The 11,883-nt window shown below is 62.8% G+C and carries 12 protein-coding genes and 1 pseudogene; 8 read left to right on the forward strand and 5 right to left on the reverse strand.

The window, feature by feature from the left end:
- Nucleotides 1-125: 125 nt before the first annotated feature.
- Nucleotides 126-713 (reverse strand): TetR/AcrR family transcriptional regulator, encoded by a 588-nt coding sequence (locus QN219_RS24940; protein ID WP_284002771.1) that lies wholly within the window; start codon nucleotides 711-713, stop codon nucleotides 126-128.
- A 99-nt stretch (nucleotides 714-812) separates the two neighbouring features.
- On the opposite strand from QN219_RS24940, the gene QN219_RS24945 reads away from it, so the two are divergent.
- The 3 genes from QN219_RS24945 (at nucleotide 813) to QN219_RS24955 (ending at nucleotide 5,819) form a co-directional block, all read left to right on the forward strand.
- The gene (locus QN219_RS24945) at nucleotides 813-1,919 is read left to right on the forward strand and encodes an efflux RND transporter periplasmic adaptor subunit (RefSeq protein ID WP_284002772.1); all 1,107 of its coding nucleotides are present in this window, start codon (nucleotides 813-815) and stop codon (nucleotides 1,917-1,919) included.
- Nucleotides 1,919-5,032, forward strand: coding sequence for an efflux RND transporter permease subunit (locus QN219_RS24950; protein WP_284002773.1), 3,114 nt, complete (start codon nucleotides 1,919-1,921; stop codon nucleotides 5,030-5,032). The genes QN219_RS24945 and QN219_RS24950 overlap by 1 nt, the downstream gene beginning before the upstream one ends.
- A gap of 175 nt (nucleotides 5,033-5,207) precedes the next feature.
- On the forward strand, nucleotides 5,208-5,819 hold the full coding sequence (locus QN219_RS24955; RefSeq protein WP_284002774.1) for a TetR/AcrR family transcriptional regulator: 612 nt from the start codon (nucleotides 5,208-5,210) through the stop codon (nucleotides 5,817-5,819).
- Here QN219_RS24955 and QN219_RS24960 read toward each other — a convergent pair.
- Both QN219_RS24960 and QN219_RS24965 read right to left on the reverse strand, forming a co-directional pair.
- A complete protein-coding gene (locus QN219_RS24960; protein WP_284002775.1) occupies nucleotides 5,808-6,002 on the reverse strand; it encodes a hypothetical protein in 195 nt (64 codons plus the stop codon). The genes QN219_RS24955 and QN219_RS24960 overlap by 12 nt on opposite strands.
- 3 nt (nucleotides 6,003-6,005) lie before the next feature.
- Nucleotides 6,006-6,197, reverse strand: a complete 192-nt coding sequence (locus QN219_RS24965) for a hypothetical protein (RefSeq protein ID WP_284002776.1) — start codon at nucleotides 6,195-6,197, stop codon at nucleotides 6,006-6,008.
- A gap of 423 nt (nucleotides 6,198-6,620) precedes the next feature.
- Here QN219_RS24965 and pcaD point away from each other — a divergent pair, with 423 nt between their 5' ends.
- The 5 genes from pcaD (at nucleotide 6,621) to QN219_RS24990 (ending at nucleotide 10,366) form a co-directional block, all read left to right on the forward strand.
- Nucleotides 6,621-7,433, forward strand: a complete 813-nt coding sequence (gene pcaD / locus QN219_RS24970; protein WP_284002777.1) for a 3-oxoadipate enol-lactonase — start codon at nucleotides 6,621-6,623, stop codon at nucleotides 7,431-7,433.
- Nucleotides 7,426-7,830, forward strand: a complete 405-nt coding sequence (pcaC, locus tag QN219_RS24975) for a 4-carboxymuconolactone decarboxylase (protein WP_284002778.1) — start codon at nucleotides 7,426-7,428, stop codon at nucleotides 7,828-7,830. Before pcaD ends, pcaC begins: the two co-directional genes overlap by 8 nt.
- A 14-nt stretch (nucleotides 7,831-7,844) precedes the next feature.
- Nucleotides 7,845-8,594, forward strand: a complete 750-nt coding sequence (gene pcaH / locus QN219_RS24980; protein WP_284002779.1) for a protocatechuate 3,4-dioxygenase subunit beta — start codon at nucleotides 7,845-7,847, stop codon at nucleotides 8,592-8,594.
- 11 nt (nucleotides 8,595-8,605) lie between these two features.
- Nucleotides 8,606-9,220 (forward strand): protocatechuate 3,4-dioxygenase subunit alpha, encoded by a 615-nt coding sequence (gene pcaG, locus QN219_RS24985; protein WP_284002781.1) that lies wholly within the window; start codon nucleotides 8,606-8,608, stop codon nucleotides 9,218-9,220.
- A 90-nt stretch (nucleotides 9,221-9,310) separates the two neighbouring features.
- A complete protein-coding gene (locus tag QN219_RS24990; RefSeq protein ID WP_284002782.1) occupies nucleotides 9,311-10,366 on the forward strand; it encodes a 3-carboxy-cis,cis-muconate cycloisomerase in 1,056 nt (351 codons plus the stop codon).
- Nucleotides 10,367-10,388: 22 nt separating this feature from the next.
- On the opposite strand, the gene QN219_RS24995 is transcribed toward QN219_RS24990, so the two are convergent.
- Together QN219_RS24995 and QN219_RS25000 are read right to left on the reverse strand one after the other, a co-directional pair.
- Nucleotides 10,389-11,348 (reverse strand): GlxA family transcriptional regulator, encoded by a 960-nt coding sequence (locus tag QN219_RS24995; protein WP_284002783.1) that lies wholly within the window; start codon nucleotides 11,346-11,348, stop codon nucleotides 10,389-10,391.
- A pseudogene (locus tag QN219_RS25000) lies at nucleotides 11,348-11,883 on the reverse strand (C4-dicarboxylate ABC transporter); the annotation flags it as partial. The pseudogene QN219_RS25000 and the gene QN219_RS24995, both read right to left, overlap by 1 nt.

Consider the following 11,883-nt stretch of genomic DNA (forward strand, 5'->3'; position numbering starts at 1 on the left):
TTCACCTGGCAATGGTGTCGTTCGAGTGATCTCGATACGTGTCCCAATGACCGAGCGGGCAGGAACCCGGGAAGGCAGCGTGCGAACGCGTGAGGCAATGACGCCATTGGCGGGAAATGGACATCTCATGCGTTTCTTGCCGGGGCGGCAATCCGGCGAACTTCGTCGGCGGCTGCCTCGAGAAAGCGCTGCGACATCTCTTCATCATTCAAGATACGAGAGATCGTCACGGCACCCACCATCAGCGACAGCATCGCCATGGCTTTGTCGTGGGCTTTTGGACTTTCCGGCTCGGGCATCAATTCGCTGAGCATCTGAAGATGAGCTTGAATACCATCCTGGAACGGGGCTCTCACCTCCTCGGTTTGACGCGCCGCATCAGCACCAAGCGCCACCAAGGGGCAACCGTCGCTCTTCTCTTCGCGATGTCCCATCGACAGGTAGAGGTCGATAACGGCCTCGAGGGGATCAGGGCTTGCAGCAGCAACAGCCGACCATCTTCGGGTCGCGTGCTCCATCGCGCGCCTCGATGCCTGTGCCGCCAGATCGTCCTTGGACTCGAACTGCTTGTAGAACCCGCCCTGGGTGAGACCGGCCCCCTTCATCAGATCCTTGAGCCCGATGCCATCAAAGCCGTGCTCTCGAAAAAGCCGGCTTGCCGCATTGATGACCGCTTCGCGATTTGCCTCCGCCTGGGCTCGACTAACTCTCATGATCGACCTCACAATTAGATTTCACTTGACATCTATACCACGTTTAGATTTATATCGCAATCTAATTGAAGCGGCGCCCATCAACAAGGGTCATCTCACATGAAGCGCAAATTTCTTCTCACATCGATCGGCCTTGTGGCTGCAGCCGGCGGCGCGGCGTTTGCCTTCGTTTTGGAGACGCCAGCACGGGATGCGGAACCCGCAGATCCCCGCGGCGCTTCGCCACTTGTAAGGGTGGTGGAGGTGACGAGAGCGGAGAGCGCCGAGCGGGCCTTTACAGGTACGATCGCCGCCCGAGTGCAGAGCAATCTTGGCTTTCGCGTCCCGGGCAAGATCATTCAGCGCTTCGTGGATGTCGGCGAACAGGTCAAGGCGGGCCAAGAGCTGCTGCGGATCGATGAGACCGATCTACAACTTGCGCTCACCGCCAAGCGCAACGCTGTCGCCGCCGCACGCGCTGTCCTGGTTCAGGCGCGTGCGGACGAGAGGCGCTATGCTGTCCTGGTGAAGAATGGACTGGCCGCAACGCCGCAGCGTTACGAGCAGGCAAAGGCAGCGCTTGATACCGCCACGGCGCAGCTTGCCGCCGCGGAAGCGGAAGCGAGGGTCGCGGAGAACGAGGCGACCTATTCTGTCCTGGTGGCGGACGCCGATGGAACGGTGGTCGAAACGCTCGGCGAACCGGGGCAGGTTATCGCCGCTGGTCAAACGGTGGTTCGTCTTGCGCACTCCGGCCCCCGTGAGGCGGTGGTCGCGCTTCCCGAGACGCTCCGGCCGGCGATCGGCTCGGTGGCCGGGGCGAGCCTGTATGGGGGCGACGAGCGTCACTACACGGCACGCCTGCGGCAATTATCCGACTCAGCCGACCCCCAGACGCGTACCTACGAGGCTCGTTATGTCCTCGACGGCGCGGCCGCTGCAGCACCGCTCGGCGCCACGGTTACCATTCGGATTGCAAATCAGGCGAGCCAGCCGGACGTCCAGGTGCCGCTCGGAGCGGTGCTCGACGATGGCGAGAGGACCGGCGTCTGGGTCTTGGACAGAGCCAGCTCGAGCGTGCACTTTCGACCCGTCAAGCTTGTCCGCGTGACCAGCGAGACCGCAATGATCTCCGGATTGAACTCTGGCGATCCGATTGTTTCGCTCGGCGCTCATCTCCTGCAGGAAGGCGCTCGTGTCAGGACTGCGCCTGAGGGGAACAACTGATGACAAGCCTCAATCTTTCCGCGATCGCCGTACGCGAACGGGCCGTCACCCTGTTCTTCATCCTCCTGCTGGTGGCCGCCGGCGCCTACGCCTTCCTCATGCTCGGACGGGCGGAGGATCCGAACTTCACCATCAAGACCATGACGGTGACGACCGCATGGCCCGGTGCGACGGCGCGCGAGATGCAGGATCTCGTCGCCGAACCGTTGGAGAAACGGCTTCAGGAGCTCACCTGGTACGACCGGGTGGAGACGACCACACGGCCGGGCTATGCGTACATGACGGTCACGCTGAAGGACAGCACACCGCCATCTGTCGTGCAGGAGGAGTTCTATCAGGCCCGCAAGAAGCTCGGGGATGAAGCCCGCAACCTGCCATCCGGCGTCTTCGGTCCCTTCGTCAACGACGAATATTCGGACGTGAGCTTTGCCCTTTATGCGCTAAAGGCCAAGGGTATGCCGATGCGTGAGCTGGCCAGGCAGGCCGAGGTGATCCGGCAGGACCTCCTGCACGTGCCCGGCGTCAAGAAGATCAACATTCTCGGTGAACGCCCCGAACAGATCTTCGTCGAGTTTTCCTATGCCAAACTGGCAACCCTCGGCGTGTCGGCACAGGACATTGTCGCCGCCTTGCAGCGGCAGAACACCGTTACACCGGCAGGCTCAATCGACACAAAGGGGCCGCAGGTCTTCATCCGGGTCGACGGCGCTTACGACAGTGTCCAGGCCATCGCCGACACGCCGATCGCCGCTGCGGGGCGTACGCTGAAGCTATCCGACATCGCAGAGGTCCGCCGCGGCTACCAGGATCCTCCCACCTACCTCATCCGCCGTCAGGGCGAGCCGACCATCATGCTCGCGGCGGTCATGCAGGAGGGCTGGGACGGTCTCGCGCTGGGCAAGGCGCTGGAGGACAGGACTGCAGCGATCGCATCTGCACTGCCGCTCGGCATGACGCTCGACAAGGTGACCGACCAGGCGGTCAACATCACCTCGGCGGTCGACGAGTTCATGATGAAGTTCGCGATGGCGCTCGGCGTGGTGCTGGTGGTGAGCCTGCTCAGTCTTGGCTGGCGGGTCGGCATCGTCGTGGCGGCTGCCGTTCCCCTGACGCTTGCGGTCGTCTTCCTCATCATGCTGGAAACCGGCCGGTTCTTCGATCGCATCACGCTCGGCGCCCTCATCCTGGCGCTCGGCCTTCTCGTGGACGACGCCATCATCGCCATCGAGGTGATGGTGGTGAAGATGGAAGAGGGCATGGATCGCATCAAGGCGGCGGCCTATGCGTGGAGCCACACGGCCGCGCCGATGCTGTCGGGAACACTCGTGACGGTGGCCGGCTTCCTGCCGGTGGGCTTCGCGCGCTCGACGGCGGGCGAGTACGCCGGCAACATCTTCTGGGTGGTGGGGTTCGCCCTCATCGTCTCCTGGATCGTTGCGGTGGTCTTCACGCCCTATCTCGGCGTCAAGATGCTGCCCGCGATCAAACCGATCGAGGGCGGGCACGAGGCGATCTACAACACACCGAACTATCGGCGGCTGCGACAGCTCATCACCTTTGCGGTACGGCACAAGTTTCTGACCTGCGCCATCGTCGGCATTGCCTTCGCGCTTTCTGTGGTCGGCATGGGCGCCATCAAACAGCAGTTCTTCCCGACGTCCGACCGTCCCGAGGTGCTGGTGGAGGTTCGTCTGCCGCAAGGCACCAGCATCGAGACGACGACCGCGACCGTCGAGAAGCTCGAACACTGGCTGGACGATCAGCCCGAGGCCAAGATTGTCACGAGCTATGTCGGTCAGGGCGCGCCCCGCTTCTTCTTTGCGATGGCGCCGGAATTGCCTGATCCCGCCTTCGCCAAGATCGTCGTGCTGACCCCGGATGCCGAGGCGCGCGAGGCTCTGAAGCACCGCCTCCGCGAAGCGGTATCACAGGGGCTTGCCCCTGAGGCTTATGTGCGCGTCACGCAGCTTGTATTCGGGCCCTACACGCCGTTCCCGGTCGAGTTCCGGGTCATGGGACCTGATCCGGCACAATTGTACAGCATTTCCGAGAAGGCCCTCGACGTCATGCGCGGCGTCCCGGACGTGCGGCAGGCCAACCGCGATTGGGGCAGTCGCACGCCTGTTCTCCGCTTCATCCCGGATCAGGATCGGTTGAACCTCATCGGCCTCTCGCCGGCCGAGGCGGCCCAGCAACTGCAGTTCCTCCTCACCGGTATCCCTGTTACGCAGGTCCGCGAGGACATTCGCAATGTCCCAATCGTCGCACGCAGCGCCGGCGGCGAGCGGCTGGACCCGGCGCGGCTGGCGGATTTCTCCTTGATGAGCCGCGACGGTCGCGCCATTCCGCTCGACCAGATCGGTCATTCGGAAATCCATCTGGAAGAGCCGATCCTGAAGCGCCGCGATCGCACGCCCGTCATCACGATCCGCTCGGACATCAACGAGGCGACGCAGCCTCCGGAGGTCTCCAAGCAGATCATGACCGCCCTTCAGCCGCTGATCGCATCGCTTCCGGCCGGCTATCGCATCGAATTGGGTGGATCGATCGAGGAGGCCGCCAAGGCCAATACCGCGCTAGGCAAGGTTTTCCCGGCGATGATCGCCGCGATGCTGATCGTCATCATGCTGCAGGTGCGGTCCTTCTCGACGATGGCCATGGTTATGCTGACGGCACCGCTTGGTCTTGTCGGTGTCGTGCCGATGTTGCTCACCTTCAATCAGCCCTTCGGCTTCAACGCCATTCTGGGCCTGATAGGACTGGCGGGCATCCTGATGCGCAATACGCTGATCCTGACCGAACAGATCAAGGAGAATCGTGCTGCCGGCCTCGATGACTATCACGCCGTTATCGAGGCCACCGTGCAACGGACGAGGCCTGTGATCCTCACGGCACTTGCCGCCGTGCTGGCATTCATCCCGCTCACGCACTCCGTCTTCTGGGGGTCGATGGCCTATACGCTGATCGGCGGCACGGCGGTCGGCACGGTGCTGATCCTGCTCTTCCTCCCGGCGCTCTACGCGGCGTGGTTCCGGATCAAGCCGACTGCAGATGAGCGCCATGAGGAGCCGGTAGAGGAACCGGAATTGCGAATAGCAATGGCTGCCGAGTAGGGCCTGGTTGTCCGGCGGAGACGGTTCAGGTTCTCGCGCGCTTGCCGTGGCTGAGCACGAGGCCGGGTGAGCCACGCCACCTTACCGCTTGCAGATGATCGTCCGGTACGAGCCCGGCCGATCCGTTCATTCAATCCGGAGCCGTTCATGGATTATCCGGTCCGACCGGGGACTGATGCCGAAAGGGTGCGCGCGCATCCTGGAAGTGGCGGAGGAATACTTCCGCCGCATCGGTCATCAGAAGACATCGGTGGCCGACATCGCCTCCGAACTCGGCATTAGCCGAGCGAACATCTACCGCTTCTTCCCTTCCAAGGATGCGATCAGTGAATCCGTCTGCGGTCGGATTGTGAACGATGCCGCCGACTTGGCCCTTACGATCGCACGCACGAGCGTGTCGCCATTGGAGAAACTTGACCAGGTCCTGACCGCCGTTCACCACCACACCAAGACGCAGCTGACCGAGGCAAAGCGCATGCATGACCTGGTTACCGCCGCCGTGCGGGAAAACTGGCCCGCGATCAAGGCATATGACGAGCGGATGATAGCGATCTTTGAGGCGATCATCCGCGAGGGCATAGAGGCGGGCGCGTTCGAGATCGAAGATGCCGCAGAAGCGGCGCGGGCCGTCAATACGGCCGTTATGCCGTTCGTCCATCCGAGCCTGATCGAGCACTGCGTTCAACGCGGCGGAGACAGCGAAGTCGCCCTGCGCGAGCAGATTCGATTTGTGCTGAAAGCCCTCGGCAAGTCCGACAATGCGGGCTGCCCTTATTCAGGCCTGTGATTCCGGATGAAGCCGACCGCTGGAGAGCTTGCCCCAGTCGTCACCCTGGAAGGCGATGCGTCGGTCGCGCACTGTGAAGAACCCGCAACCGCGGAGGCCCAAGGGATCGCGCCATTCATCGCCGACCTCATGGCGCTCGACCGGGCCCGCGTCAGCGATGAACGCGGGATCCCATCGCCCCAAGCCTCAATATCTCCACCTGGGAGCGCGCTTCGCATTGTGCAGCAGCTCGCTGGATGTGGCGAACCCGCCGAATAGCCGCGTCAAGCGCCGTTCTTCCTCCTCGCACAAGTGCTGCCGTCGGCAGAACTCGCGGACTGACCATACTTTCGTGGCGGTTTGCTTGGACAGTTTTTCGGCTTCTACGCGTTCAACCATCGTGCTCCTCCCAAAGCGATGGGCATCAGACTATGCTACTAAAGTCTAATGGAGCAAGCTTTTAATTAAGGCGCTTCTAATCGGCTGGAGCTGCCTCCCCCGGCGACAGGCGATCACTCGCGGATGCAACCAAACGGATGAGCGCGGTCCCACCAGAGACTGTCGAAGGAAAAAGGCGCTTGGAGGGCGGTGGCGTCTAAGCGGCTCAGGCTCGACGCCGTGGTTTTCCGTTCCTGTTCATAGCTTGCTTTTAGTGGCGCTTTCGTACCCTGGACTCTGGGTCCGGTGCTATTGTTAAGCGCGCCTTTCATTGACGCGAGCATCGACCATGAAACCCATAACCCATTAGTTAATGGAAGCCGGTGAAATATCATTTTACTTAACCAGATCAAAGATCCAATTTGGTGACGGAGGAGATGTGCCGTGCAATTCGCCCGTATCAACGACATCACGATTCATTATCAGGTGATTGGCGCGACGGGAGAAAAGCCCGTCCTCGTCTTCATCAATTCGCTCGGCACCGATTTCCGGATCTGGCGCGATGTCGTCGTCCGGCTTGCCGGTGAATTCGCAATCGTTCTCTACGACAAACGGGGTCATGGCCTTTCCGATGTCGGCCAGGTTCCCTATTCGATCGAGGATCATGCGACCGACCTTGCCGCCTTGCTCGACCTGCTCACGGTCCGCCAGGCAGTCGTCTGCGGGCTTTCCGTCGGCGGGCTGATCGCGCAGTCGCTCTATCAGCGTCGTCCGGACCTGGTGCGTGCGCTCGTGCTTTCGGACACCGCGCACAAGATCGGCACGGCGGAGATGTGGGACGCGCGCATCGCCGCGATCGAGACCAGCGGGATCGAGGCGATCGCCGATTCTGTATTGGAGCGCTGGTTCACGCCGGCCTTCCGGCGGCCGGAGAATGTAGCGCTCATCGGCTATCGCAACATGCTCGTCCGGCAGCCGGTACCGGGCTACGTCGGAACCTGTGCCGCAATCCGCGACGCAGATTACACGGAGGCGGCCAAGAAGATTGCCGTTCCCGTGCTTTGCGTGGTCGGCGAAGAGGACGGTTCGACGCCTCCGGATCTGGTGCTCTCGATGGCGCGGCTCATTCCCGGTGCGCGCTACGAGGTGATCCGCGACGCGGGGCATATCCCCTGCGTCGAACAGCCCGAGATATTGACCGCGCTACTGCGGCCGTTCATCGAACTCGTGATGCATGGAGACAGGAAAGATGACTGATGCCTCCGCGCCCTCCGAGCGCTATCGTCAAGGCATGGCGACACGGCGCGCCGTTCTCGGCGACAAGCATGTCGACCGCGCGCAATCGGCCACAACCGATTTCGATCGACCTTTCCAGGATCTGATCACCGAAGCCGCATGGGGCCATGTCTGGTCGCGCCCGACCTTCACGAAACGGGAGCGGTCGATCGTCACCATCGCGCTACTCGCCGCGCTCGGCCAGGACGAGGAAGTGGCGATGCATGTCCGCGCGACGGCCAATACCGGCGCGAGCCGCGAGGATATCTGCGAGGCGCTGCTGCACGTGGCGATCTATGCGGGCGTGCCGGCGGCGAACCACGCGATCAAGATCGCCAAGCAGGTCTTGGGTGAAATGGACGCCGGCAAGGCGGCCTGAGAGGAGCAATGACGATGTCGGCCAGGCAGAACCGCAAGCCCAAAACGGGCGCCTTTTTCCAGCGCGACCGCGACTGGCATGCGCCGGCTTTTACGCCCGGTTACAAGACCTCCGTGCTGCGCTCGCCGCAACAGGCGCTGCTTTCGCTCGACGGCACGATCTCGGAGATCACCGGTCCGGTCTTCGGCCATTCGATACTGGGCGAACTCGACAACGACCTGATCCATAACTTCGCCAAGCCCGGCGAAAGCGCGATCGGCGAACGCATCATCGTGCATGGCCGGGTGCTCGACGAGCGCGGCCTGCCCGTGCGGAGTGCTTTGCTCGAGTTCTGGCAAGCGAATGCCGGCGGGCGCTATCGCCACAAGAAGGAAAGCTATCTCGCCGCGCTGGACCCGAACTTCGGCGGCTGCGGCCGGACGATCACCGACGACGAGGGTCACTATTTCTTCCGGACGATCCGGCCGGGCGCCTATCCCTGGCCGAACGGCGTCAACGACTGGCGGCCGGCGCATATCCATTTCTCGATCTTCGGGCACGGATTCGCCCAGCGGCTGATCACGCAGATGTATTTCGAGGGCGACCCGATGATCTGGAAATGTCCGATCGTCAACACGATCCCGGACCGCCGGGCGATCGAGCAACTGATCGCGCCGCTCGATTGGGCGAACACGATCCCGATGGACGCACGAGCTTACAAGTTCGACATCGTTCTGCGCGGCCGCCGGTCGACGTTCTTCGAAAACCGGCCGGAAGGCAACTGAGGGGGCAACCGATGGTTCAGGAACTTGGCTATCTCAAGGAAACCGCCTCGCAGACCGCCGGGCCTTATGTCCATATCGGCCTGACGCCGAACTTCTGCGGCATTGCGGGCGTCTACGAAGCCGACCTCGGCGCTTCGATGGTCAATGACAAGACGCTCGGGCAGCGCATCACCGTCAAGGGCCGGGTGATCGACGGCGCGGGAATGCCGCTCAGGGACGCGCTCATCGAGATCTGGCAGGCGGACGCCGCCGGCCTCTACAATTCTCCCTCGGAGATGCGCGGCGCCGCCGATCCCAATTTTACCGGATGGGGCCGGTGCCCCACGGGCGCCGAGGACGGCGTCTTCACTTTCGAAACCGTCAAGCCGGGCCGTGTGCCATTCAAGGACGGCCGCCTGATGGCGCCGCACATAACCTTCTGGATCGTCGCGCGCGGCATCAATATCGGCCTTCATACGCGGATGTATTTCCCGGACGAGGCGGCGGCCAACGCCGAGGATCCGCTGCTTGCCCGTATCGAGCATCGCCATCGCGCCGAGACGCTTGTCGCGGCGGGCGCGGCGCCTAGTTATACATTCGACATTCATCTCCAGGGCGAGAAGGAAACCGTCTTCCTGGATATATGATCATCGTGCGGCGGCCTTGGCCGCGTTTGCTTCGTGCCTTTGAGGTCGCTGCTCCCGCGCCGCGGAAGCACGAGATCCTGGAGATGTGGAATGACCTACTCGGCCTTTGACCATCCCTATCTTTCCGGTCTTCTCGGTGACGAGGTCGTCGCGGCGGAATTTTCGGCTGCGGCCGATATCCGCGCCATGCTCGCCTTCGAGGCGGCGCTGGCGCGGGCCGAAGCGGAGCACGGCATCATTCCACGTTCTGCAGCCGATCGCATCACCGAGGCCTGTCGCGCCTTTTCCCCGGACGTCGTGGCGTTGCGCCGTGCGACGGCGGCAGACGGCGTCGTTGTTCCGGAACTCGTCCGGCAACTGCGTGTAGCGGTTGGCGGTGACGCCGCGAGCCATGTGCATTTCGGGGCCACCAGCCAGGATGTCATCGACACCAGCCTGATGCTGCGATTGAAAGCGATCACCGAACTCTTCAGCGGCCGGCTCCGCGATGTCGTCTCGGCGCTCGACGAATGCGACCGGCAATGGGGTTTTCGTCCCTTAATGGGGCGCACGCGCATGCAGGCGGCGATCCCGGTCACGGTTTCGGACCGCCTGCGCTCCTGGATCGAGCCGCTCCTCGACCACCAGGACCGCCTCGAGGCCATGGACCGCGACCTGTTCGCCGTGCAGTTCGGCGGCGCCGCGGGCACGCTCGAAAAGCTCGAGGACAAGGCGGAAGCGGTTCGCGAGACGCTCGCCGAGGAGCTTGCGCTGGTCGATTGTCCGCAATGGCACAGCCAGCGTTCGGCGGTCGCGGATTTCGCCAATCTGCTATCATTGATCACCGGCAGCCTCGGCAAGTTCGGCCAAGACGTGGCGCTAATGGCGCAAACCGGCGAGGAGATCGTGCTGTCCGGCGGCGGCGGCTCCTCCGCCATGCCGCACAAGCAGAACCCGATTGCGGCGGAGGTGCTTGTCACCTTGGCACGGTTCAATGCAACTCAGCTCGCGGGCGTGCATCAGGCTCTCATCCACGAGCAGGAACGCTCCGGTTCCGCCTGGACGCTCGAATGGTTGATCCTTCCGCAAATGGCCGGCGCGACGGCGGCTGCCACCAGGCTTGCGGCGGAACTGGCGGGCAACATCAGGCGCCTGGGCGGGGCGTGAGCCGCGTTCTGGCGCAGGCGTCTTAAGATCCGAAGCTTCTTCGATAGGCGGCCGGCGAGGTGCCGAACCTGCGAACGAACGACCGCCGGAAGGCGACGTCGTCGGTGAAGCCGATGTCCGCGGCAATCTTCTTGAGCGGAATGCTGGTGTCTTCGGCCAGCCGCCGTCCCGCTTCCAGCCGCATGCTTTCGACGTAGTCGGCCGGCGTCATGCCGACTTCGTGCTTGAACTGCCGGGAAAAATTTCGCTCGCTCATACCGATGCGCCTCGCAATCGCGGCGACGGTCAAGTCGGCGGCGAGGTTGTCGGTAATGAAGTCCTGGGCCGAACGGATGGGCGTCTTCTGGGCGATCTGTCCGGCGAGCAGCGTACTGAACTGCGCTTGTCCCCCTGGTCTCTTCAGGAAGACGACGAGTTCGCGCGCGACCTTGAGGGCGATCTCCAGACCGAGATCCTTCTCGACGATAGCAAGCGCCAGGTCGATCCCGGCCGTTACGCCCGCGGACGTCCAGACGTTGCCATCCTTCGTGAAAATACGGTTGGGCTCGAGCTTCACCTCGGGAAAGCGCTTCGAGAACTCTGCAGCCTGGGACCAGTGCGTCGTCGCTTTCCTGCCATCGAGCAGACCCGCCTCGCCAAGCACGAAGGCGCCGGAGCAGACCGAACCGAAGCGACTGGCGCGAGCGGATGTCTCCTTCACCCAGCGCAGCAGAGCATCCGAGATCGGTCGTTCCTGGATCAGCGGATCGCCCGCAACCAGCAGCGTATCGACAGGGGAGGGTTCGTCGTCGATCGAGCGATCGGGTACGAGCACCAATCCGGACGAACCGCGCAGGGGGCTGTCTGACGTGCTGACGATCTCCACCGAATAGTAGTCCTGACCGCTCTGGCGGTTCGCTTCCGCGAAGACGTCGGACGGACCGATCACATCGAGCAGTTGCACGCCTTGCATCGCGACGATTGCGATCTTGTGGGTGGACATCACCGAACCTCGAAAAGCTTGCCGGTCAGAACGACGCCGGCCGTGCGAACGAAGACGACCGTGATTGCGGCGGTAAGGAATACGAACATGAAACCTGCCAGACCGACGAGGACATCGCTTTCAGCGGCTCTGGCGTATCGGAAGAACGCGATCGACAGAGCGGCAAGCGGGAAGCTGATGGCCCACCAGGCGATGCTGAAGAGAACATGCGTCCGAAAGACCATCGGCGACAGCACAAGCATCAGAAACAAGGCGAAGTAGAACAGAACCGTGGCGAAGAGGTCAACCGAGCCGGTGACGTTGGTATAGGCCAGGAAGCCGACGGCAAACGGAGCGACAAGAACCATCAGGGACGGCCGGGCGAGCACCGGAACCGGGTCCTCGTGCCGCAGCCGGGCGAAAATAAGAGCAACGAAGACCGCGGCCATGACGCTGCCGATCGAGAAGGCGAACATGTTCATTTCATGCGCCCAGGAAAACGGCATGGCATGACCGGTCACGGCTATATCGAGCGTCGCGACGCTCGATATAGCCG

The sequence above is a fragment of the Sinorhizobium sp. 8-89 genome (assembly GCF_030124325.1).
Taxonomy (GTDB): domain Bacteria; phylum Pseudomonadota; class Alphaproteobacteria; order Rhizobiales; family Rhizobiaceae; genus Sinorhizobium.